This window comes from Gammaproteobacteria bacterium (assembly GCA_021648145.1).
Taxonomy (GTDB): domain Bacteria; phylum Pseudomonadota; class Gammaproteobacteria; order JAADGQ01; family JAADGQ01; genus S141-38.
The window spans coordinates 75,004-99,737 of the sequence record JAKITI010000011.1; the positions used below are offsets into that span (position 1 = coordinate 75,004).

Consider the following 24,734-nt stretch of genomic DNA (forward strand, 5'->3'; position numbering starts at 1 on the left):
CACAGGTCAGGACGTTGTTGAGTATACCCATGTATTAATAAGTTAGGATATACAAGAGATGGTAGGTGAGCAAGGCTGGGTTTTAGTGAGTCATATAGGCGATGGTTCAGAGGGAATGGTCTCTATTGTCAAACAATCAGGCGACGAATTTATTGCAATAAAGGTGCCTGTGACTATGTCACCAAAAGCTGCAATTTTTCTAGGTATGGATGGCTCTGGAAATGTAACTTTAATGGATCCTGTATCCAAAGAGATTACATCACAAAAATCTTTACCTATGGATGCTTTTCCCGCTTATGCTTATCGTGATACGGATGGTCAGCGTATCTGGTTTATGAATGATGGCGATAAAAAAAGCGGTTGTGATGAAATTAATTGTGGTTTGAGTGGTTCCAGCGTTACAGTAATACAGCAAGCTGATGACAGTCCAGCTCTGGAAAAAGTAATTTGTGTTGGGCGAGGGCATCATGTGACCGCTTTTACAGCGCCCTCTGAATCAGCCCCTGATGTGCCCCGACATGCTTTTGTCAGCAACCTTAAAGATGGCACTATCTCCGTGCTGGGTCACGATCCGAAAGATGGCGAGCGATGGCTCAAAGTCATCAATACGATCAATTTGTATGATGCATCCTATGATGAAGGTGGGTCTGGTCTGCCTAATGGTGCTTTTCCACATGGCATGGAATACTCATCTGCCACAGGTAAGTTGTATTGTCTGAATAATGGTTACGCTACAATTTCAGTGATTGATCCTGTGCAAAATAAAATAGAAAGCACGATCGAAATGTCGGTGAGCAGTAATCTGTTGCTGAGTCCAGACGGTCATTTTATTATTGGTAAAGGTGCCGATCGAAAAGCGGATAACCAACATGTAATTGGACGGTTATCTGTCGTTGATGTGGTCAGTCAAAAAGTAATCAGTGTGCTGGATTTGCCCGATATTTATCCGAGTACTTACCGCTTTAACCCCGATGGATCAAAGCTTTATGTGACAACGGCGGCCACGGGAAAAGGTGAACAGCGAGATAACCTTAAAAAATCTCAGCTGTTGATATTTGATACATCAAATTTGCCAGAGATGAAATTGATCAAAGAAGTTGATGTGGGTGAGGCCGATTGTGGTCGTCGTCCGATCTCTTTTTTGAAAGATAATAACCGTGCTAAATATGTTTTTGTACCGAATCCAACAGATGGTACTTTAACCATTTTAAGTGGTGCTGATGACACTGTATTGTCTACTGTGAGCCTAGGAAAAAAAGGAGCAGAGTTTAGTTTTTCTTTTTTTGGGGAAGATCGTGTATACGGTGCATGATTTCCACTTGAAGAAAAAAATGGAGATCATGGATGAATACTTTTTCCAAAATATTAGTCATGTTTTGTCTGATACTGCCTTATGGATGGGGTGTTGCAGATGAACTGGGTGAACGTTGGTACTTAGCGCCTTCGATCTTTTATATTGCGCCCGCTGATGATCGGCAAGCTAAAAATGGTTTTGGTTCAAGCGTTACGCTAGGAAAACCATTGATCGGTCGGATTGATCTGGAAGTTGGCTTTTTTGCAGATAATATCAAACGACAAGAAGTGGCGGGGCGATTTAATCATCTTGGTTTGATACTTGATGGACTCTATTACTTCACTAGAGACTCCAGTTTTGCGCCCTATTTGGTTGTGGGCGGAGGCATTGCCCGTACAAAATTAAATAATAATTATTCAACAAACACACTGGGTCACGCAGGTTTTGGTTTTACAACCAAAATTACTAAAAGTGCGATCAAACTGCGCAGTGATATTCGTTATCGAATGGATGAAGACGGTAACAGCATATCAGGAGTGGGGCAATTTGGAGATTGGATTTTTAATATTGGTCTGAGTGTGCCGATCGGAGATCCCCCTCCACTGCCTGTTTATGATGCCGATGGAGATAGCGTTTGGGATGATCTTGATCGTTGCTCGTCAACATTAAAAGGTGTTGCGGTTGATATATGGGGTTGTGAACTCGACAGTGACCATGATGGTATTGTTGACCGTTCTGATCTGTGTCCAGGTACATTGAATGCTACAGTTGTTGGATCGAATGGTTGCTTGGCTGATCACGACAATGATGGTGTGACTGATACTCAGGATCAATGTCCGAATACGCCAGATGACAGCGAAGTTGATAAAAATGGCTGTGAACTTGATAGTGATGGAGATAAAGTACCGAACTCTGTTGATCAATGCCCAAACACCCCAGTTGGAATTAAGGTTAACCTTGATGGGTGTGAATTAGATCAAGACGGAGATGGAGTCAATGACAGCCATGATCAATGCCCCGCCACAAAGAGAGGCTTGAGTGTTGATAATAAGGGCTGCAAAATTCCACAGCCAAAAGTCGTTCCGCCTTTACCCTCTAAAGTCACCGTGCTTGATGGTGTCTATTTTACCCCAGGCTCTGATCAATTAAAGGCCGCCTCTAAAGCATCATTAAGACGAGTCGCAAATCAACTGATGCAGCACCCCGATATGCGGATGAAAATTATAGGTTATACCGACAATAGTGGCGTACGTGACTTAAATATTCATCTGTCACGCACTCGTGCCTATGCTGTGATGAATTATCTTGTAGAGCAAGGTGTTAATGAGGATAATGTCAGCGCTGATGGGGCTGGCCCAGCCAACCCTGTTGCTGATAATGGTACATCAAAAGGGCGCGCATTGAATCGACGTGTGGAACTTCACATGTTTGAGCGGTAGTAGGCGTGTGCTGATGCATCTGAGTCTTGGTCGAATGATCTTTTAATTCATAATTCAATTTAGAGACGGAGCAAAAATGAAAAAACTAAAAAAATTGACAGTTGCAGTAGGTTTGGGAATGGGGTCTATTGTGACAGGCGTGGCTATTGCTGCGGATGAAAATGGATTAATTGACGGTAACGAAATGGCTCCTACTGTAGACCTTACAGAATTTAATGCTGAAGATACAGGATGGAAAGGTCAGGTTGAATTGGGTGTGCTTTTGACGGGTGGAAATACTGAAAACCGTTCAATCAATGCCAGAGCAGGTATTAACCGTGAGGTTGAAAAGTGGCGCACATCCGCTGAAATTGCAGCGTTGAACACTGCGGATAAGGTGAACACAACGGCTGAAAAATATGGATTGCTGGGTAAAGTTGACTATAAGCTTGACCAAAAAAGCTATCTGTTTGGTGTGCTCACTTATGAAGATGACCGGTTCAGTGGTTATGAATACCAAGCCACTGAAAGTGTCGGCTATGGTTACCGTGTGATTGATAATAGAACCGTCGTGCTGGATTTTGAAGTGGGCCCAGGTGCACGTCAAAGCAAGTTTGATATTGCGGGTAGCAAATCTGAAAATGAAGCTATTTTACGTTTGGGTGGACGATTGCTCTGGAAGATTTCTGAAAAAACATTATTCTCACAAAGCCTCGTCAGCGATATTGGAAAAGATTTGACAGTGACCAAATCCATCAGCGCATTGCAAGCACAGGTTGCTGGAAATCTTGCAATGAAAACTTCGTTAACTTTGAATAATAACTCTGTAATTCCAGCGAATGTGACGGATAAAACCAACAGTGAATTAGCTGTAACGCTGGTTTATGGCTTCTAATTTTCAGAAAGCCTTAAAGTAAGCCGTGTTATAAAGGCGCATTGGTGAAATAATCACCGATGCGCTTTTTTATTATTTAGGTGTTAAGAATATTGCAATACTCCCTAAACACACTTTTTGATCAGTTATCACAATGCCGTTCCTCACAAAAACCTGTCTTTTTTCGTCGTTTACGTCAACTGCGCAAACGACCTAAAGATCCAGATTTCATTGATGCTATCAATCAATTAGCACAAGATTTACAAGCCTCGATTCTCGATGTTCAGCAGCGTATTGAGCAACGCCCTGTTTTAAATTACCCCGAAGAGCTGCCCATTTGCCAAAGTCGAGATAGAATTCTGGAAGCGATAAAAAGCCACCAAGTGGTGGTGTTGTGTGGTGAAACAGGTTCAGGAAAAACCACTCAACTTCCCAAAATCTGCCTGGAACTGGGGCGTGGTACGCGAGGCTTGATTGGCCACACACAACCACGGCGCTTAGCCGCGCGTGCGGTCGCCAGCCGTATCGCAGAAGAGCTGCAAAGCGAAGTCGGGGAGGCTGTGGGTTATCGCGTGCGCTTTACAGATAAAGTCAGCGAACGCAGTTATATCAAATTGATGACGGACGGTATTCTTCTGGCCGAAATTCAGAGCAGTCGTTTTCTTGACCAATACGATACGCTGATTATTGACGAAGCGCATGAGCGTAGCCTTAATATTGACTTCCTATTGGGCTATCTAAAACAACTTTTACCAAAACGCCCTGATCTCAAACTGATTATCACATCGGCGACGATTGATCCGAGCCGTTTTTCACGTCATTTTGATAATGCGCCTGTGATTGAGGTTTCAGGGCGAACCTATCCTGTTGAAGTGCAATATCAGCCGCCACAGGATCGCGATGAAGAAAATCAACAAGAAATTGACCTTCAGCAAGGCATCATTAATGCAGTCAAAACACTCTCCAAACTGGAACGTGGTGACATCCTGGTTTTTTTAAGCGGTGAACGTGAAATTCGTAAAACGGCTGAGTCACTGCAAAAAGAGAATTTTTCTAATACTGAAATTTTACCCTTGTTGGCACGCCTATCAGCGCAAGAGCAAAACCGTATTTTTCATTCAGGAAATCAGCGTCGTATTATTTTGGCCACCAATGTTGCTGAAACTTCTCTGACCGTGCCAGGCATTAAATATGTGATTGATAGCGGTGTGGCGCGTATTTCTCGTTATTCGTTTCGCAGTAAAGTACAGCGCTTGCCGATTGAAAAGGTATCTCAAGCTTCAGCTGATCAGCGTAAAGGGCGCTGTGGTCGCGTGAGTGCGGGCGTTTGCATTCGTCTTTATGCAGAAGATGATTTTCTGAATCGCCCAGAATTCAGCGAGCCTGAAATATTACGCACAAACCTAGCCTCAGTAATTTTGAAAATGGAGCAACTGCGCCTTGGCCATATTGATGACTTTCCATTTGTTGAAGTGCCCGACCAGCGTTTAATAAAAGATGGCTACGCACTGTTGTTTGAGTTAGGTGCAATGAATGAGCGCCATCAGATAACAAATACAGGAAGGCAGCTCTCTCGTCTGCCACTTGATCCACGTTTGGGGCGGATGCTGCTGGCTGCGAATGAAGAAGGTTTTATCGCCGAAGTATTGATTATTACCGCAATGCTTGCCGTGCAAGATCCACGAGAAAGACCGATGGATCGCCAGCAAGCAGCCGATGAAGCGCATCGCCGCCATCATGATCCACGCTCAGATTTTATCGCAATACTTAATTTGTGGCGTGCTTTTGAGTCACAGCAAAAGCAGTTGAGCCAGAATAAATTGAGACGCTGGTGTCGTGAAAATTTTATCTCTTATTTACGAATGCGCGAATGGCAGGATATTCAAAAACAAGTCAAAGAAGTGGTGCGTAGTTTGGGGATGCGACTGAATCAGCAGGAAGCCGATTTTAATAGCATTCATCGCGCACTGCTTTGTGGTCTGTTGGGTAATCTCGGCTTTAAAACCGAAACACGCGAATACCTGGGCGCACGCAATCGCAAGTTCCACCTGTTTCCAGGTTCGGCGCTATTTTCCAAAAGCCCTAAATGGGTGATGGTCGCAGAGATGGTAGAGACCAGCCGTCTCTATGCGCGCACCAATGCCAAAATTGACCCGCAGTGGATCGAGCAAAAAGCCAAACATCTATTAAAACGCAGCCACACAGAGCCACGTTGGGAAAAACGTCGCGCCCAAGTGTCCGCCAATGAAAAAACGACACTGTACGGTTTAGTGATAAACCCACAAAGAAAAGTAAATTACGGCTCGATTAACCCAGAAGAGTCTCGTGAAATTTTTATTCGTTCAGCGCTGGTTGAAGGTGAGTATCTGACCGATGCCAAGTTCTTTCTTCACAACCAAAGTTTAATTGAAGATCTCGAAGGTCTGGAAGCCAAATCACGTCGGCAAGATATTATAGTTGATGAAGAGGAGCTGTACGCCTTTTATGATAAACGCATTCCTGCTGGAATTTACAGCGGTCCGTTGTTCGAAAAGTGGCGCAAGCAGGCCGAGAAAGAGAGCCCTAACTGTTTGGTGATGAAACGTCAGGATTTGATGCGGCATGATGCTAATCAGATTACAACTGAACTCTTTCCTGATCATCTCTCTATGAATGGAGCCATTTTCCCACTGGAATATCACTTTGATCCCGTCAGTCAGAGTGATGGTATTACACTGTTGGTACCACTGGCTGCTCTGAATATGGTCAATGCTTCACGTATCGATTGGTTGGTGCCTGGCTTGCTGTATGAAAAAGTAGTGGCACTAATCAAGTCACTGCCAAAATCCATTCGTCGTAACTTCGTACCTGCCCCCAATTTTGCAGATGCTTGTATGCAAGTGCTCACGCCTTGCGAGCAGTCGTTAAGTGAATCCATCGCTGTGGCATTGAAAAAAATCACAGGGATTGAAATCAACCCCGATGCCTGGCAGCGAGAGTTGTTGCCCTCTCATCTTGTGATGAATTTTCGAGTGCTGGATCGACAAGGAAAAGTGCTGGGTGAGGGAAGGGATTTGGAGGCGCTGAAAGCACAGTTTTCTGGCCAGGCTGATACACATTTTGAAACGCAAACTCAGCACAGCATTGAGCGAGATGAAGTGACCGAGTGGGATTTTGGTGAACTTCCAGAATCTGTCGAGCTTGAAGTGAATGGAATGACACTGAAAGCTTATCCAGCCTTGGTTGTTGACAAGAAAAAAGTGACGTTGCGCTTGAAAGACCATCAAGGTATCGCAGAGGCAGCGACGCGAAAAGGGTTGCGCCAACTGGTGATCAATGTATTGGCAGATGAAGTGAATCAGCTCAAAGCACAGCTACCCGATATCCAGCAGCTCAGCTTGATGTATGCAAACATGGGTCGCAGTGAGGCGCTTAAAAGTGATCTGATTTCGGCGGTGATTGATTCGCTGTTTGTATTTGAACAGCCTAGAACAGAAGAGGTTTTCAATAAACTATTAGCCGAACGGCGTGGCCAGCTTCACAGCGCCGCTGTGAAATTATGCAAGCAGTTGAAGGAAATTTTAACGGACTATCGCCAGATTCAAAAACGGCTGAAAAATCCGCCACTGGCTTGCATGGACGCGATGGCAGATATGCAAGATCAACTGAACCATCTGGTTTACCCCCATTTCATCACCGAAATACCGGAGTCACAGCTCCAGCACTATCCACGCTACCTGCAAGCGATATTAAAACGCTTAGAAAAACTGGCGATAAATGTCACTAAAGATCGTTCTCTGCACCTAGAAGTTATCCCTTTTTGGTCAGATTACAAAGCGTTAGAAAAAAATAAAACCACAGAAAAAAAAGTGGGTGCTGTGATAGAGTATCGTTGGGCGATTGAAGAGTTTCGGGTTTCATTATTTGCTCAAACACTCAAAACGGCTTATCCGATATCGAGTAAACGGTTAAAGGTTTTACAGCGTGGTGCAAAACTATAAAAAAGGTCTTGTTCTTTATTGATTTGCAGGTATAATGCGCAGCTTCTTATTTATGGGTCGTTAGCTCAGTTGGTAGAGCACCGGACTTTTAATCCGATGGTCCCGAGTTCGAATCTCGGACGACCCACCATCCCTTTCCTCTGTATGCATCTGAAAAATATCCACTCTGAAGTAATGTAAACGGCTAGCAAATATAAATTTGTAGGTCGTATCGAGAATGTAGTGAAAAAAAGATCGTATTACTCTATTATTCCGGATGCTTTCGGTCGTGATAAAATAATAAATACTATAATTTAACTAAAGGTTAAAGCATGTTAATGCGCATTTGTCTTATTTTGGGTTTTGTTTTTTCCTTACTATCGCCCTCTTATGCGGGGGAATCCCCCCACGAATTTTTACTGGATAATGGGCTTAAGCTTATTGTTAAAAAAGATGTGCGAGCCCCTGTCGTCGTATCACAGGTGTGGTACAAAGTGGGTAGCAGTTACGAATATAATGGTATTACGGGTGTTTCTCATGTGCTCGAACACATGATGTTCAAGGGGACTGATCAGTATGCACCTGGTGAGTTTTCACGAATCATTGCCGCGAATGGTGGACGTGAAAATGCATTTACGGGTCGTGATTATACTGCTTACTTTCAGCAGTTGGAAAAGAGCCGCCTGGAGATTAGTTTTAAAATGGAATCGGATCGAATGCGGGGGTTGCTGTTGCCTGAAGAGGAGTTTGCTAAAGAGGTTAAGGTGGTGATGGAGGAGCGCCGTATGCGTACGGAGGATAATCCGCAAGCTCTGACGCGTGAACAATTTTATGCAACAGCCTTTACGAGCAACCCCTATCGGAACCCGATTGTCGGTTGGATGGGTGATTTGAAGTCAATGGCCGTGTCTGATTTACGTGTTTGGTATCAGCGTTGGTATGCGCCTAATAATGCAGTTGTTGTCGTTGTTGGAGATGTTGATCCACAAGCGGTATTAGCTTTAGCTAAAAAATACTTTGAGCCCCTTAAACCCAGTGAAATTATCTCAAGCAAACCACGCGTTGATGCACCTCAATTGGGTGAAAAACGTATTACAGTGAAAGCGCCCGCAAAACTTCCTTACTTGATGATGGGATATCACACCCCTGTACTGAAATTTGCGGATAAGTCGTGGGAGCCGTATGCACTTGAAGTATTGGCGGGGGTGTTGGATGGGGGAAGCAGTGCCCGTTTAACAAAAGAGTTGGTTCGAGGCAAAGAAGTTGCCGCCGCTGCGGGTGTGGGCTATAGCATGATCGGTTTACATAACGATCTTTTTTCTTTGAGCGGAACACCGACAGAGGCACATAACATCGAAACATTGGAAACTGAATTTTTGGCGCAAATTGAAGCGTTGAAGAATACTCTGGTGGATGAAAGTGAGCTTGCGCGAGTGAAAGCACAAGTGGTCGCGAGTAATGTTTATGAATTGGATTCGGTATTTTATCAGGCGATGCAGATCGGTATGCTGGAGACGATTGGGTTGGGGTGGCCGATGCTGGATGAATATGTTGACAAAGTTCGTGCCGTGACGGCTGAGCAGGTGCGGTCGGTTGCGCGTAAATATCTGCTAAAAGATCAATTGACGGTGGCCGTGCTTGAGCCTACCTCTACGGAATTGAATATAGAGCCGTCTCATCATACTGGAGGGTTAGTGCATTGATTCATCTTATTCACAAAAAAATAAAAATTAACTTGGTTTTAATTCCACAACTCCTGCTTTTAACTTTAATTTTTTCTGGTTGTAGCACCATGGTACCTGCACCCATTGCAACGGATGTTGAGCCGATTGTCACAAAAAAAATACAGCACTGGACAACAAATAATGGCGCACGAGTCTATTTCGTGCCCGCGCCAGAAATACCGATGCTGGATGTGAGTATCACATTTGATGGTGGCAGCGCACGTGACGGTGAGCAGGCAGGGCTTGCCTTGTTGACCAACGGTTTGCTTGATGATGGTGCCGGTACTTTGAGTACCGATCAAATTGCACAGCGTTTTGAAGGTGTAGGTGCTCAGTTTGGACTGGCTGCACATCGTGATATGGCGACCTTGACGCTGCGTAGTTTGAGCGATGTAGAGCTATTGCAGCCTGCGCTATCAATGGTGGCTCATCTGCTTCATACACCCACATTTCCACAAGAAGCATTTGAACGCGAACGCAAACAGATGATGATTGCACTACGTGCGGGGGAGCAATCCCCCGCAGTACTTGCTGAAAAAGCATTTTATACCGCGATTTATGGTGACCATCCTTATGCCTCGCCCTCTTTGGGAACTCAGAAGAGTCTGGCCGCATTGACGCTGGATGATGTTCATCGGTTTCATGAAAAATATTATGTTGCACGTAATGCTGTAATTGCAATAACGGGTGATGTGGATCGTAAGGCGGCTGAAAAAATAGCTGAAAACCTGATCTCTCCACTGCCTGCGGGGGAGGCTGCTGCGCCTCTTCCTCCCGTTAAAGCGTTGACGGAGTCAGTTGAAATCAAGATTGATTACCCTTCCAGTCAAACTCATATTCTTATAGGGCAACCTGGTATGCACCGTGGTGACCCTGATTATTTTACACTGTATGTGGGTAATCACATTTTGGGTGGCAGTGGATTAACTTCTCGCATTAGTGAAGAGATTCGAGAGAAGCGCGGGCTCTCTTACAGTGCTTACAGCTATTTCAGCCCAATGCGCCGTGATGGTCCTTTTATAATTGGGTTGCAAACACAAAATAGCCAAGCGGCAGAGGCGTTGCAAGTCGCGAAAAATACGGTACGTGGTTTTGTGGCGAATGGCCCGACATCGGATGAACTTGTTGCTTCGAAGAAAAATATTATGGGTGGTTTCCCACTGCGTATTGCCAGTAACAGTAAAATTTCTGGGTATCTAGGTATGATCGGCTTTTACAATTTACCACTAGATTATCTTGATCAATTTAACCCTACTGTAAAAGGTGTCGCGCTGGATGATATTAAAAAGGCATTCAAATTACGTATTAATCCAGATAAAATGGTTACGGTGATTGTTGGCGGAAACGCACTTGAAAGTGAGTAAAGTCAGGAGTGTCAGTCGTAATCAACTTCGTATTATCGGTGGGCAGTGGCGGGGTCGGAAATTAGTATTCCCGGATGTGTATGGTTTGCGACCAACAACAGACCGTGTTCGGGAAACATTGTTTAACTGGTTAAACCCAGTGATTTGTGGCTCGCGTTGCCTGGATCTTTTTGCTGGCAGCGGTGCTTTGGGTCTGGAGGCATTATCACGAGGTGCTGCCCATGTCGTGATGGTGGATCGCCAGCCTTGTGTGATTGAACAACTTAAAAAACATGTCATACAGCTTGAGGCTCAAGGTGCATATTGTATTCAGGCGGATGGTTTGAGTTTTCTGACTGAATCTAATGAGTCGTATAATATCGTTTTTCTTGATCCTCCATTTCAGGATGATTTATTAAAGGATTGTATTCAGATGTTACAAAAAAAAAGCACCTTGGTGACAGGGGCACAGGTTTATATTGAACACGATAATAAAAAAATGTTGCCTGAAACTCCTTCAAACTGGCAGTTGAGTCGTAGCAAAAAAGCGGGTCAGGTCGGCTACCATCTTTTTAAGGTTTTGTGATAAATTGCCGATCTCATGAAAGTATCAGCAGTTTACCCCGGCACATTTGACCCCATCACAAATGGCCATAGTGATTTGATTGAACGCGCATCGGGCTTGTTTGATCGTGTTGTTGTGGCTGTTGCGGCAAATCCAGGAAAAACACCAACATTTACAGTGGATGAACGTGTGAACCTGGCACGAACCGTGTTGTCCCACTTAAAGAATGTAGAAGTATGCAGCTTTGAAACCTTACTTGTTGACTTTGTAGAGCAGAGTGGTGCACGGGTTATTTTGCGGGGGCTCAGAGCCGTTTCTGATTTTGAGTTTGAATTTCAATTGGCGGGGATGAATCGCAAGTTGTCACCAGAGATTGAAACACTTTTTTTAATGCCAGCAGAACAATATTCATATGTTTCTTCAAGTATCGTCAAGGAAGTGGCAGCATTAGGTGGTAATATTTCAGAGTTTGTGCATGAAGATGTTAACGATGCTCTGCAGCGCAAAAAACAGTTAACCCAATTAGACAGGAGAATTTAATTTATGGCATTGTTGATTACTGATGAATGCATTAATTGTGATGTGTGTGAACCAGAGTGCCCTAATGAAGCGATTTCACAAGGGGATGAGATCTATGTAATTGACCCTGCTTTGTGCACGGAGTGTATAGGTCACTATGATGAGCCTCAGTGTGTTGAAGTTTGCCCTGTCGATTGTATCCCAAAAGATCCTGATCATGTCGAGGATAAGGAAACTTTGATGGAAAAGTATAAAATTTTGACGGGTAAAGATTAAATTTTTATGAAAGCCGGGTTGTTTTTATTGTTGTTATTGGCGTTTATGCCACTGGCAGCTTCAGAGAAGCCGCCCTCAGCTGCTATTGCATCGGCACACCCACTGGCGACACAGGCAGGTTTTGAAGTTTTGAATGCTGGGGGCAATGCATTTGATGCCGCTGTAGCCATTACTGCTGCGCTTGCTGTTGTAGAGCCTTATGGTTCTGGATTAGGTGGCGGCGGTTTTTGGTTGCTACACCGTGCCAGTGATGGTTTTGAAACCATGCTTGATGGCCGTGAGCGTGCCCCACTGGCGGCTCACCGAGATATGTATCTGGACGAAAAGTCTCAGGTTATTAGAGAGCTTTCATTAAATGGGCCTCTGGCCGCCGCAATCCCTGGTGTGCCTGCCGCATTGGCACATCTGGCTGATAATTATGGTCAACTTCCTTTAAATCAAAGTTTATCTGCGGCCATTCAGTATGCTGAAGAAGGCGTTACTGTAGGTAACTCTTATCGTCGCATGGCTGGTTTTCGGTTGAATGCATTGCGAGATTCAGCGAGTGCCAGTGCGATATTTTTGCAAAATGGTAACGTGCCTGATGAATATTTGTCACAGCAAAAATCAGTATTTAAAAGAATACAGCGGGTTATTACCGAGTTTTTTCAGCAGGATGAAGAGCCATATGAACGTTTTATACTGAAACAACCCGAGCTTGCAGAAACACTACGGACGATTGCGGGTCAAGGTAAAAAAGGTTTTTATCAAGGTGAAATCGGAAAAAAATTAGTCGATGGGGTTCGGCGAGCGGGCGGTATCTGGACGCTAGAAGATTTGAAAAAGTATCAGGTGGTCGAACGTAAGCCTGTGTATGGTTATTATCATGGCACAAAAATAACCTCGGCAGCACCGCCCTCTTCAGGGGGAGTGGCTTTGATTACGATGCTGAATATTTTATCAGGTTATGATCTGAACTCACTGGAACCTGCACAGCAAAAACACCTTATTATTGAAGCAATGCGCCGTGCTTATCGTGATAGAGCACTTTATTTGGGTGACCCTGACTTTTTTGATGTGCCGTTAGAGCAGCTCATGAGTCAGCCATATGCGGCAGGTTTGCGTGCCTCGATTCATTCTGAAAAAGCCACTCCAAGTTTAATGTTGTCAGGCGGTTTAGACGAAAGCTCTGGCTTTCATACCACACATTTTTCTGTATTAGATAAAGAGGGGAACCGAGTCTCTGCAACCTTAAGTATCAACTATCCTTTTGGAGCCGCATTTGTAGTGCCTGGTACCGGTGTGCTTCTGAATGATGAAATGGATGATTTTTCTGCTAAACCTGATGTGCCAAATGCTTATGGTCTGGTGGGTGGTGAAGCCAATGCAATTGCAGCAGGTAAGCGCCCTTTATCTAGCATGACACCAACATTTCTGGAAAATAAGGATGGGATTGCAATCTTGGGTACTCCGGGTGGTAGTCGGATTATCACCATGGTGCTGCTTGCTGCGCTTGATTTTATGGAGGGAAACCATCCTGAGTCATGGGTGAAACTTAAACGCTATCACCATCAATACCTTCCGGATGAAGTTCAGTACGAAGTTGATGCACTTGATCAAAATTCACTCGAATCTTTAAAGTCGGCAGGGCATCATTTCAAGCCGCGAGATCGTACTTATGGAAATATGCAGGCCATATTGTGGGATTTAAAGAGCAACCAAGTCAAAGCTGCCAGCGATCCGCGCGGTGAAGGGTTGGCGGAAGTACGCTAGCTATTTTCTTGCTTGTCTGTTGCCTCTTTTTCAACAAGCACATACTCGTTACCGCAATAAGGACACTTTCCGGGTTTATCAGCGGTAACACCAATAAAGACACGAGGGTGCGAGTTCCAGTGAGTCATATTGTCCATTGGGCACTGTATCGGTAAATCTTTTGTAGTAATTTCATAACGATTGTTTGTCTCTTTATTCGGCATACGGCTTGATCCTTAAGTTCTTGCTTTATGGCGTTGCTAAGTATATCACTTGCATGATTTAGGTCATATACGATTCGCGCCGTTCAAAATGCAATTTTTATGAAACAAACACTGGTGTTCAGATTGAAATATTTTGGTGCGTTTAACGCAGCCTAACAAGCTCGCTCTTTATTGCGTTTCTTCGGTGTTTTTCTCAGTCTCAAACCATCGATAAACAATTCCAGCTAAAATAGCGCCGACAATAGGTGCAAGCCAAAAAAGCCATAATTGAGATACTGCCCAGTCTCCCTGGAATATTGCAACGCCAGTGCTTCTCGCTGGATTAACTGATGTATTGCTAACGGGAATGCTTATAAGATGAATAAGAGTGAGGCCAAAACCGATAGCTATAGGAGCAAAACCTTGTGGAGCACGTTTATCTGTTGCACCTAAAATTATCATTAGAAACATAAATGTCATAACTACTTCAGTTACTAATACAGCGGTCATACTATACCCACCAGGAGAATGCTCTCCATAGCCATTCGATGCAAAGCCAGCTGTTACATCAAAGCCTGCTTGTCCAGTAGCAATAACATATAATACTGCTGCTCCAGCAAGACCGCCTGCTATTTGCACAATGATATAGGGACCAAGTTCAGCAGTTGAAAATCTTCCACTTGACCAAAGGCCAATTGAAACAGCAGGATTAAGGTGACATCCAGATATATGGCCAATGGCATACGCCATAGTCAACACGGTAAGCCCGAAAGCGAATGAGACTCCCAATAAACCTATACCTACATCTGGAAATCCAGCCGCCAGAACAGCGCTACCGCACCCACCTAGCACAAGCCAAAATGTACCAATAAATTCTGCACCTAGTTTTTTTGTTAATGGCACTATCTTATTCTCCTTTACTTATGTAATCGAACTGAAAATTGATCTTAATCTAATTGTCATTCATTAACTGCCAGTGATTCCTTCACATAGTACAGACCTCATCTGGGTGGATAACTATATTTTTCAACAGTGTATCAAAAATTATGATTTTCAGCATTTTCTTTTCCTTGCGCCTTTTAATAAGAATGATTATCATTAGCGAAAATGTTTGTTGAATTCTATTTTAGGTGAGTGACTATGCGCAATTTATTTTTAGCTATGTTGGTTTTATTCTCGGTTTTTTTAGGTAGTTATGTTCACAGCGAAGAGTTAGTGGTTTATTCAGGCCGTAGCGATAAGTTTGTAAAGCCAGTGACAAAGGCTTTCACCGAAAAAACAGGAATTAAAGTCGTTTTGTATAGTGCAAAGTCAACGGCGTTAGTGAATAAGTTACGAGTCGAAAAAGAGCGTACCTTAGCTGATCTTTTTTTAAGTAATGATGCCGGAAATTTACAGGTAGGGAGTGATTTTGGATTATTTCAGCCTGTTTCAAAACAGGTGGCTGAGGTGATTCCTGAAAATTTACGCGCGTCGGATAATAGCTGGGTTGGCTTGTCTGCACGTGCACGAGTGCTCGTGGTGAATACGAATGTTAAGGGTTTGGAGTTTGTGGATTCGGTCTTTGATCTTGCCGACCCCCGTCTCAAAAATCGCTTGGCGATCACCAATAGCACAAATGGAAGTTTTATTGCAGGTACAACAGTTTATATGGATGAGTTGGGAAAAGAAAAAGTAGCAAGCTGGCTGAAAGGTATTAAGGCGAATGCGGGTGATGGTGTGTTTAATAAGCATAGTAAAGTGGTTAAAGCGGTCGCCTCTGGGAAACGAGACGTAGGGTTGGTGAATCATTATTATATTTATCGTCATTTAGTGAAACATCCCGATGCTCCGATTCGCATTGTTATTCCTGATCAGGGTGAAAGTGACATTGGAGTTGCGTGGAATGTCGCGGGTGTTGCGATCAGTAAATTTACTGATCAGAAGGCGATGGCTGAAAAATTTGTTGAATTTCTGGTTTCCGAGGAAGGTCAGAAATTGTTTGCCGAGGTGAATATGGAGTATCCAGCGCGTATTGGTGTGCCCGCTGCGGCTGCAATACCTGCTTTAAGTCAACAGAAAATAGCAGATGTTCCTATGTCTGAACTGGGTAAACAGCGTAATGCAACGATTGATTTGATTGAAGAGGTGGGAATGTACTGAATCAATCGAAATGGTATCGTTTCTGATGAAAAGAGGTGGAGCTCAAGGGGCTCTTGTCGGGGTGATTGTTTTTATTGCGATCATCCCTTTGTTGTTTGTGCTCTATAACAGCGCGTTGTTGTCACTGGATCAGTGGCGTGGGCTTTGGAGTCAGCGCCTACCCCAATTGTTGTGGAATACATTTAGCCTTGCAATATTGGTTGCCGTGGGCTGTTTTTTGTTGGGTGTATCATCCGCATGGTTGATTGCCCGTCGCCAATTTACGGGGCGTACGCTGGCGATTTGGCTGATGGTATTGCCATTGGCAATACCGACTTATGTGTTTGCTCACATCTATACCTCATTGCTGGAAAATGATGGCTGGCTGGGGCGTTTATGGTTGTATCTGTCAGGTGGGTCGACGGTTCCTGATCTGTATAACGTTTGGGGTGTGGCTCTTATTCTGTCATTGGCAGGATTTTCTTATGTATTTTTACTGGTTCGCAGCGCGTTGATGCATTCGAACCAGAGTCTGGAAGAGGTGGCTCGTCTTCAGGGTGCAGGTTCACGCGGGGTATTCTTTAGGGTGACATTACCCTTGTTGAGACCTGCTGTAGCTGCGAGTTTGGCATTAGTTGTACTGCATGTGTTGTCTGATTTTGGGGCTGTGAGCATGTTGCGCTACCAGACATTTACATTGAGCATTTACTTGCAAATGAGTGGGCGTTTTGATTATCAGGCCGCCGCAGGTTTGAGTTTTGTTCTGGTGTTGATGAGCGTTAGTTTCCTTGTTCTGGAACGCTTTTTTCGTCATCGCCAACGTTACTATTCGAATAGCCAAAGTCGTTTGGTTCAAGCGAGGCAAGCGAGTCGTGCTGAGCTTTTTATGATCTGGGCCTGGTTGGGGTTGATTTCACTGTTTTCATTTGTTTTGCCTCTGCTCTGGATGATGGTTTGGAGTTGGGATGCCTGGTTTCAGGGCGTGGTTGATTCAGTATTTTGGGGTTACGTATGGAATTCAATAATTATTGCACTTATTGCGGCATCGGTCGCAGTGATAATGAGTTTGCCTGTGGGTCTCTATCATGCACGTCGACAAACAGTTTTAAGCCACACTTTTTTGCAGCTTTCCAGTGTTGGCTTTGCTCTTCCAGGCCCTGTTATTGCTTTAGGAGTGATGGTTTTTGCATTAGCTTTTATGCCCTTTCTTTATGGCAGCCTGGCGCTTTTAATTTTAGCTGTCGTGATTCGTTTTTTACCTTTGGCTGTGCAAGCTCAGGAATCTGCAATGCAACAAATTACGCCATCTGTTGAACAGGCAGGGCGTATTTTAGGAGCGGGATATTGGGAAAATTTATGGCGAGTGACATTGCCAATGATTCGAGGCGGAATGGTGACCGCATGGGTTCTGGTTTTCATTGATACTTTAAAAGAGTTGCCAGCAACCTTACTGTTGCGCCCTGTGGGTTTTGATACGTTGCCGGTGCGTATCTGGATAGAGTCGAGTGAAGAGATGCTGGAGTTGGCAGCACCTGCAGCATTGATGTTGGTGGTGGCTACATTTCCAGCATTATGGATATTGATGCGCAGTGAAGTGAAAAAAAATTAAAATTTCACTTGTTTTTTGTGTGCTGAGTTTGTATCTTCCACCTCGGAAGTTGGTTGAGCAGTCGCTGTTTTAATATTATTTCGATAATAATTAAGGTGGAGGAAAGTCCGGGCTCCATAGAACAGAGTGCCAGGTAACGCCTGGGCGGTGTGAGCCGACGGAAAGTGCAGCAGAAAAAATACCGCCGATGATCCATGTTTTATGGAAACAGGTAAGGTTGAAATGGTGCGGTAAGAGCGCACCGCGCCGGTGGTAACATTCGGTGGCAAGGTAAACCCCACTCGGAGCAAGACCAAATAGGGGGACTATGGTGTGGTTCGCACTGTCCTCGGGTAGGTTGCTTGAGGTGCATGGTGACATGTTTCCCAGATGAATGGCTGTTTTTAACAGAACCCGGCTTATAGACCAACTTCCACCAAATTCAAAAAAACACTCATCACCAATAAAGCTGGTCATGCAGCTTTTGAGCTCACTATGCACGCCGATATCTTGTGTTTTTTTTTGCGTCCAACTGCTTTTTCTAGTTCAACCTAAAGCCGACCTGCTGTGGTGATAGCAAAACTCAGCCATTGTTTACTATTCACTGTAAATAGTTGTTGTCCTCCTCCCAGCTTCAATAGTATCTGAACGTTTTGTTTTATCTTTAGCATTACTTTTGTGAAAAACAAGTTGTTGTGTAACGAAATGTTCACACTATTTTGTTGGTGTTTATTGAATACTTTGTTGAATTTTAAAGAAATATTATAATTTCTGTGATTGGGCCTGCATTATGCATTGGTATTTCAAGTGTACGAATGAGTGCAAACAGTAGTTCCTCGCTATGCTGTTTTAAACAGTGTAGCGGTTTGAGTTTTCAATCCGGAGGAGGGGTCGATATGACCGATAGGGTGATTCAAAAGCAGCGTTCCAAGCTGCTCTATTTTATAACGGTGGCAGTGGGGTTAGGGGTTGCTTTGAGTGTGAGTGCTGCAAGCGTACCTGATATAGGCCCACTACCGAAGGTAAAAATTGATAAAGCAAAGGCGGAGCTGGGTAAACGACTATTTTTTGACAAACGGCTTTCAGGGGATGCAGCAATCTCTTGTGCCACATGCCATGATCCCAAGCATGGTTTTTCTCATCCAGATGCGCTTTCTCCTGGATATCCCGGCAATAAACATTTCCGTAATTCGCCGACCATGATCAATACAGTTCATAAAACAGTATGGAATCATGATGGCCGTATCGGTACCAATCTTAATGATGTGACTCGTGGAATGATCACCGAAGATTATATTATGAATATGGATATGCGCATCATGCAGGAGCGGCTCAAGCAGGACCCCGTTTATGTGAAGATGTTTAAAGATGCGGGATATGGTGAACCATCCAATGGTTCTACTCGCAAAGCCATTCCTGAATATCTGAAAACACTCACTTCTCGCAATGCTCCTTTTGATAGTGGAAAGATGTCGTCATCAGCTAAAAAAGGGATGAAGCTGTTTAAAGGCAAGGCGGGCTGTATACAGTGCCATAACGGAGCCAACTTTACTGATAACAAGGGTCATAACACAGGCGTACCAGAAAATTATGATGTGTTTATGGATACAGGCCGTCATCAGGCATTCATTGCTTATGCCAGTTTTATGGGTGTATCGAACTATATGAACCTGAAGCGTGACCCTGGAGCTTATGTGCAGACACATACGGCAGATGGTTCTGATATGGGTAAATTCATCACACCAACATTGCGTGAGCTGAAACATACCCCACCTTACATGCACAATGGCATGATCAAAACTCTGAAAGAGGTGGTGGCGTTCTATAACGGTGGTGGTGGCCCAGATAGTCATAAAGATCTGTTAGTCAAGCCGCTTGGTCTTTCCAGTAAAGAGCAAGGTGATCTGGTGGCGTTTCTTGAATCTCTGTCGGGTGATGCACTCATGGGAAGCGAATTCGTATGGGCTACAGCCTATCCGAAGGAGTACGAAGTGATCGCCGATTGGAACAACGTTCGTAATTAATTGAGGAGGCAGAGATGAATATAATAATATTTCGTATCAAACTGCTGGTGATGAGTATGGCTGTCGGGCTGCTCTGTGCGAGCCCCGCTATGGCGGCCAAGCCATCACTTGCATCACTGGATGCTGATCCACCGATTCCAGCGGATAACCCGATGTCAGATGCTAAAGTTGAACTGGGCAAACTACTCTTTTTTGATCCACGTCTGGGAGGCGATGCATCAATAAGTTGTGCAACCTGTCATGTACCTAATCAAGGCTGGTCATGGGCGGAGGATATCTCGCGTGGTTATCCCGGCACGGTGCATTGGCGTAACAATCAAACCATCATCAATGCCGCTTATTACGGCAAGCTCTTCTGGGCTGGTTCTGTGCCTTCGTTGGAAGCACAGGCTTCGTCAGCCGCTCGCGGGGGAGTTGCGGGTAACGGTGAACGTGATTTGATGGAGGCGCGTTTAAGATTGATACCAGATTACGTTAAACGTTTTAATGCAGTCTTTGGTCAACCTTGGCCTACCATCAAAAACGCATGGCGTGCTATTTCCGCTTTTGAACGGACGCTGATTCAAAAAGATACACCTCTGGATCAATATTTGCGAGGTGATAAAACAGCGCTGAGCGAAGAGCAGGTGCGTGGCAAAAAAATATTTGAAGGCAAGGCAGGCTGTGTGCAGTGTCACAACGGTCCGTTGGCGACAGATGAAAAGTACTATAACATCGGTATGCCACCCAGCCCTCGCTGGCAGGAAGATGGTCTGGCTCAGATCACTTACCGTTTTGAACTCTACGCCAAAGGTGCCTCTGAGGAGCTCTACCGTACATCGAAAGATGATCCTGGCCTCTATTTTCGTAATAAAAATAAGTGGTCTTTAGGGAAGTTCCGTACGCCTTCGTTGCGTTACACAGCGTACACAGCGCCTTATGGACATAACGGCCAGCTTTTTACCATGGAAGAGATGATAGATTTTTATGACCGTGGAGGCTTTACCGAAGATGGTCGTACGACTTCTTATAAAACCAAAAGCCCACTGATCAAAAAGTTAGGTCTGACGGATGAGGAGAAAGAAGACCTTGTTGCTTTTATAGAGGCGTTCTCGGGTGATGAAATTCACATGGCAAATCCAAAATTGCCTGATTATGCACCGCTGTTCACACTGGCGGAACTTAAGGGGGTTAAAAAATGACCACAGCAATTGAAAGAGAAGAGCGATCTGCAGAATCCCATGGTAACTGTATGGTCAATCGCCGCGATTTCCTGCTCTATTCGGGTGCGGGTATTACTGCGGCCAGTACGGTGACGCTGTTTCCTGGCACTGCTTTTGCGAGAGATGCTCAGGTCGCTAAGTATCCCCGCAAGTTGATCGGGAAATTGAGCAAGCTGCGTGACAACAAGCCGGTGAACTTTAACTACCCCGATAAATTGCCCAACTCTGATGCCATGCTGGTGAAGATGGGAGGAGTGGAGGCCGGTGGTGGCATTGGTAAGAAGCGCGATATCGTCGCCTTTAACTATTTATGCACACACCAAGGCGGCCCGATGCAGGGGAGTTATCGCGCGGTGGATAACCATCGTGTTTTAGGGCAATGCCCTCTGCACTTGTCAACCTACGATCTGACACGCCACGGCATTGTCATATCGGGGCAGGCATTTCAAAGCCTGCCGCAGGTACTACTGGAGCTTGACGGAGATAGTATATACGCCGTCGGCATGATAGGGCTGATCTTTGGCCGTCACAAAAACTTGATGCAATCATAAGGAGGGGGACAACATGGCAACTGAATATTACATCCCCGGGGATAGCACCCCGCTTCCACCTAAAAACGCAGACGTTCTAACGACAGCGTGCGACTACTGTATCGTCGCTTGTGGTTACAAGGTCTATCGCTGGCCATTGGGCAGCGGTGATGGCGGTCCCAAAGCGTCACAAAATGCTTTTGGTATCGATTTTCCCAGTGCAGCGCTTCAAGAGTGGGTGGCGCCGACGCAGCATAATGTGGTGATGCACAAAAACAAACCACACAATGTTGTGGTTCTTCCTGACCGGCAAACTAAAGCAGTTAACTTATTGGGTGATGCCAGCATTCGTGGGGGTTGTATTGCACAAAAATGCTATAACCCTGACAGTCCGACACGAGATCGTTTGAAAACACCGCTGATGCGTATCTTTGGCATCTTGCAGCCAGTATCGTGGGATTTTGCGTTGGAAGTGGCAGCGGAGGTGGCTAAGCATGTGGTGAAAGAGCATGGCGCGAACGCCTATTCCATTAAAACTTACTCTTACCAATACATGGAAAATACCTACGCAATTACCAAGTTTGGCGGCAAGGATATCAATACAGCGGCTTTTACCTGGCATGATACTCCGGCACGAGTGACCTCTACGCCCGGTTATCGTGATGCTGGCTTTGATAATTTCGGTCCTTCTTATGAAGATTGGGGTGCAGCTGATACGTTGGTGATATGTGGTACTGACCCTTATGAGACAAAAACCATTATCTATACTCAGTACATCAAACCAGGGATTGATCGTGGTATGAAGACGGTCTGGCTCAATCCACGCGAGACCGCAGGGCTGACTTATGCGCTGAAAACTGGCAAAGGCATACATCTGGACGTGATACCAGGCACTGATCTTCTGGTGGTGGGCGCAATTACGCGCATCATTCTGGAGAATGGCTGGGAAGATAAAAAGTGGCTTAAAAAGTGGGTCAACAACAAGTGGGAGTCGAACTCAGGTTTTGGTCAAGGTACTCGTAATACGCCGTGGCAATGGCGTACTACTTGGGGAAAATTCCAGGCCAATGGCTTTGAAGATTACAAAAAATGGTTGCTCTCTCAGGACGATTACAAGCTCAGTAATGCAGCCAAAATCTCGGGCGTTGATGCTAAAAAAATCAAGTTGGCAGCGGAGTGGATTGCTAAACCGAAAGCCGATGGCAGCCGGATTAAAGCCTCTTTTGGTATCGAAAAAGGCTTCTACTGGTCTAATAATACGGGCAATACCAACGCCATCGCTTCACTGGCCACCAGTTGTGGTGCAGGGGGGCGACCAGGGCAGGTGGTGGGTCGTTTTGGTGGCCATCAACGTGGTGGACAAAGTGGTGCGGCGCATCCACGCAATAAATCTCCAGAGAAAGTCCCAGGTCGTCGTAGAAGGGCGCTTGATACTGATCGCTGGTTACGTGCGGGTCATGTCCGTATGGCGCATGTTATTGGTACCACCTGGATTCAATCAATGCTGGGATCTGGACGTTTTGCACAGACTTTTGAAGAGTTGACGCTGAATAATCCTAATCAGGTGCGTTCGTGGGATAAGCAGGAAATTATCGATACGCTCAAGAAACGTGCCGACTCAGGCGGCATGGTGGTGATTGATCAGGATATCTATCTACGTTATCCGATTGGGGGGCGCTATTCCGATATTATCTTTCCAGCCTCGACATGGGGTGAAGAGGATTTTACTCGGGCTAATGGCGAGCGTCGTTTGCGTCTCTACAGTAAGTTTTATGATGCTCCGGGTGAGGCTAAACCTGATTGGTGGATTATCGGCCAGCTTGCTAAGCGTATGGGTTTTGATGGTTACGACTGGAAAAACTCTAACGATGTTGCTGAAGAGATGTCACGTTTCAGCCGTAAGGGGCGTAAAGCATTCCATATGGTGAAAGTGGCCGCGCATAAAGAAGGCAAAACACTTCATGAAAAAATGCGTGAACTGGGAACCGATGGTATTCAGGGGCCGACTTTCTATAATTACGATAACGGCACGCTGCATGGCACCAAACGTCTGCATGACACCACGTTAACGCAGGCGGATATGGATAAAAAATGGGGCAAAGATGGTCCTACAGGGGCTAACTTTCACAGTAAAAAATACACCCATTTTAATTCTCAAACCGGTAAAGTGAATATCCAGAAACATCCATGGGATCTTTTTTCAGACCTCTGGAATTGGCTCAATCCTAAGGATGATGAGCTGTGGCATACCAATGGCCGTATGAATGAAATCTGGCAATCAGGTTTCGATGATACAGAGCGACGTGCCTATATTGCACAACGCTTTCCATGGGATGCTCAATTTTTGGAAATACATCCAGAAGATGCCAAGAAACGCGGTATTGAATCCGGTGATATGGTGATGGCATGGAATGATCGAGTTCCCATTTTTAAAGATACCATTCTCGGTGTGGGCGGTAATGACTTCCAGTTCTCTGAACTGATGAAAAATGGTCATATCGAAATTTCCAAGGGTGCGTTTACAGCTGTTGCTGTAATCACCCCCGCCATCAAAAAAGGGGTGCTCTACAGTAACTTTCTCAATGTGGCACAATCATCTAACGCAGTTCAAGCGCGTGTGATTGATAATATCACGGGTAACTACAACTACAAGATGGGTATTGCTCGGGTGAAGAAAATTGGTGAGTCCAAATATAAACGGACTTTCCGTTCAATGTCTTTTGCACCACGCAATATCGCTTAAGGAGGCGATCATCTAAAATATCAGGGTACACAGCCGTTGGCCGTGTATCCTTTTTTGGTTTTAACTTGGGAGATAAAGTAATGGGTTTTAGTGGAATCAGTATCTGGCAGCTTTTGATCATACTGGCCATTGTCGCACTTATTTTTGGAACCAAAAAACTGCGAGGTATGGGTAACGATATGGGCGGTTTTTTAAATGGATTTAAGAAAGCGATGAGCGATGAAAAGGGTGATCGCAAAAGTGAAGAAGGGTCTGACGAACGGCCAGTGTTAAAAAGTGACAAAGCTCAGGTTTAATTCAATCGGAGATTATTCATGTTCGATATCGGTTTTTGGGAAATACTGTTAATTGGAATAGTGGCGCTGTTAGTGGTTGGGCCTGATCAGTTTCCGTCGCTGGTGCGTAACGTTATGGAATGGGTGCGTAAAGGAAGGCAGATGGTTCAGTCCGCCAAAGATAGTGTGAATGAAGAGCTGGAGCGAGTGGACAGCCTGAAAAATAGTATGGCAAAAGAAGCAGATCTCGCTGAACTGCACCGTCTGATTGATGAAACACGGGTGTCAGTCTCATCTAATATTAAGCAAGTTGAACGAAGTGTGAGTGAAGAACAGGTAAAATAA

The 24,734-nt window shown here is 44.9% G+C and carries 19 protein-coding genes, 1 tRNA gene, 1 other RNA gene and 1 pseudogene; 20 read left to right on the plus strand and 2 right to left on the minus strand.

Going from position 1 to position 24,734, the window contains the following annotated elements:
• Positions 1-58 precede the first annotated feature (58 nt).
• The 11 genes from L3J70_08555 (at position 59) to L3J70_08605 (ending at position 13,724) form a co-directional block, all read left to right on the plus strand.
• Positions 59-1,312 carry a YncE family protein gene (locus tag L3J70_08555; GenBank protein MCF6236402.1) on the plus strand — a complete coding sequence of 418 codons (1,254 nt, stop codon included), beginning with the start codon at positions 59-61 and terminating at the stop codon, positions 1,310-1,312.
• A 32-nt stretch (positions 1,313-1,344) separates the two neighbouring features.
• Positions 1,345-2,733, plus strand: a complete 1,389-nt coding sequence (locus L3J70_08560) for an OmpA family protein (protein ID MCF6236403.1) — start codon at positions 1,345-1,347, stop codon at positions 2,731-2,733.
• A gap of 76 nt (positions 2,734-2,809) precedes the next feature.
• A complete protein-coding gene (locus tag L3J70_08565; GenBank protein ID MCF6236404.1) occupies positions 2,810-3,607 on the plus strand; it encodes a DUF481 domain-containing protein in 798 nt (265 codons plus the stop codon).
• Positions 3,608-3,699: 92 nt separating this feature from the next.
• Complete coding sequence (hrpA, locus tag L3J70_08570; protein ID MCF6236405.1) at positions 3,700-7,566, plus strand: ATP-dependent RNA helicase HrpA; 3,867 nt, start codon at positions 3,700-3,702, stop codon at positions 7,564-7,566.
• Between the two features lie 54 nt (positions 7,567-7,620).
• A tRNA-Lys gene (locus L3J70_08575) sits at positions 7,621-7,696 on the plus strand.
• 181 nt (positions 7,697-7,877) lie between these two features.
• The gene (locus tag L3J70_08580) at positions 7,878-9,248 is read left to right on the plus strand and encodes an insulinase family protein (protein MCF6236406.1); all 1,371 of its coding nucleotides are present in this window, start codon (positions 7,878-7,880) and stop codon (positions 9,246-9,248) included.
• Between the two features lie 89 nt (positions 9,249-9,337).
• Positions 9,338-10,633: an insulinase family protein gene (locus L3J70_08585; GenBank protein ID MCF6236407.1), complete on the plus strand. Its 1,296-nt coding sequence runs from the start codon at positions 9,338-9,340 to the stop codon at positions 10,631-10,633.
• A complete protein-coding gene (gene rsmD, locus L3J70_08590) occupies positions 10,620-11,198 on the plus strand; it encodes a 16S rRNA (guanine(966)-N(2))-methyltransferase RsmD (GenBank protein ID MCF6236408.1) in 579 nt (192 codons plus the stop codon). The genes L3J70_08585 and rsmD overlap by 14 nt, the downstream gene beginning before the upstream one ends.
• Before the next feature lie 15 nt (positions 11,199-11,213).
• A complete protein-coding gene (coaD, locus tag L3J70_08595) occupies positions 11,214-11,717 on the plus strand; it encodes a pantetheine-phosphate adenylyltransferase (GenBank protein ID MCF6236409.1) in 504 nt (167 codons plus the stop codon).
• A 3-nt stretch (positions 11,718-11,720) separates the two neighbouring features.
• On the plus strand, positions 11,721-11,972 hold the full coding sequence (locus L3J70_08600) for a YfhL family 4Fe-4S dicluster ferredoxin (GenBank protein ID MCF6236410.1): 252 nt from the start codon (positions 11,721-11,723) through the stop codon (positions 11,970-11,972).
• Positions 11,973-11,978: 6 nt separating this feature from the next.
• A complete protein-coding gene (locus L3J70_08605) occupies positions 11,979-13,724 on the plus strand; it encodes a gamma-glutamyltransferase family protein (GenBank protein MCF6236411.1) in 1,746 nt (581 codons plus the stop codon).
• On the opposite strand, the gene L3J70_08610 is transcribed toward L3J70_08605, so the two are convergent.
• Both L3J70_08610 and aqpZ read right to left on the minus strand, forming a co-directional pair.
• Entirely contained in the window at positions 13,721-13,927 is a 207-nt protein-coding gene (locus L3J70_08610; GenBank protein MCF6236412.1) for a zinc-finger domain-containing protein, read from the minus strand. The genes L3J70_08605 and L3J70_08610 overlap by 4 nt on opposite strands.
• 168 nt (positions 13,928-14,095) lie before the next feature.
• Positions 14,096-14,809: an aquaporin Z gene (aqpZ, locus tag L3J70_08615; protein ID MCF6236413.1), complete on the minus strand. Its 714-nt coding sequence runs from the start codon at positions 14,807-14,809 to the stop codon at positions 14,096-14,098.
• A gap of 237 nt (positions 14,810-15,046) precedes the next feature.
• Here aqpZ and L3J70_08620 point away from each other — a divergent pair, with 237 nt between their 5' ends.
• From L3J70_08620 to tatB, 9 genes and pseudogenes are all read left to right on the plus strand, one after another.
• Positions 15,047-16,048, plus strand: a complete 1,002-nt coding sequence (locus L3J70_08620) for an extracellular solute-binding protein (GenBank protein MCF6236414.1) — start codon at positions 15,047-15,049, stop codon at positions 16,046-16,048.
• Between the two features lie 25 nt (positions 16,049-16,073).
• Positions 16,074-17,636 carry an iron ABC transporter permease gene (locus tag L3J70_08625; protein MCF6236415.1) on the plus strand — a complete coding sequence of 521 codons (1,563 nt, stop codon included), beginning with the start codon at positions 16,074-16,076 and terminating at the stop codon, positions 17,634-17,636.
• A 45-nt stretch (positions 17,637-17,681) separates the two neighbouring features.
• Positions 17,682-18,053: RNase P RNA component class A (gene rnpB, locus L3J70_08630), an RNA gene on the plus strand.
• Between the two features lie 458 nt (positions 18,054-18,511).
• A complete protein-coding gene (locus tag L3J70_08635) occupies positions 18,512-19,639 on the plus strand; it encodes a photosynthetic protein synthase I (GenBank protein MCF6236416.1) in 1,128 nt (375 codons plus the stop codon).
• Between the two features lie 89 nt (positions 19,640-19,728).
• A complete protein-coding gene (locus L3J70_08640; protein ID MCF6236417.1) occupies positions 19,729-20,820 on the plus strand; it encodes a cytochrome-c peroxidase in 1,092 nt (363 codons plus the stop codon).
• Positions 20,817-21,392, plus strand: coding sequence for an arsenate reductase (azurin) small subunit (locus L3J70_08645; GenBank protein ID MCF6236418.1), 576 nt, complete (start codon positions 20,817-20,819; stop codon positions 21,390-21,392). The genes L3J70_08640 and L3J70_08645 overlap by 4 nt, the downstream gene beginning before the upstream one ends.
• Positions 21,393-21,405: 13 nt before the next feature.
• On the plus strand, positions 21,406-24,114 hold the full coding sequence (locus L3J70_08650) for an arsenate reductase (azurin) large subunit (protein ID MCF6236419.1): 2,709 nt from the start codon (positions 21,406-21,408) through the stop codon (positions 24,112-24,114).
• An 80-nt stretch (positions 24,115-24,194) separates the two neighbouring features.
• Positions 24,195-24,341 (plus strand): annotated as a pseudogene (gene tatA / locus L3J70_08655) (twin-arginine translocase TatA/TatE family subunit).
• A gap of 87 nt (positions 24,342-24,428) precedes the next feature.
• Positions 24,429-24,734: a Sec-independent protein translocase protein TatB gene (tatB, locus tag L3J70_08660; GenBank protein MCF6236420.1), complete on the plus strand. Its 306-nt coding sequence runs from the start codon at positions 24,429-24,431 to the stop codon at positions 24,732-24,734.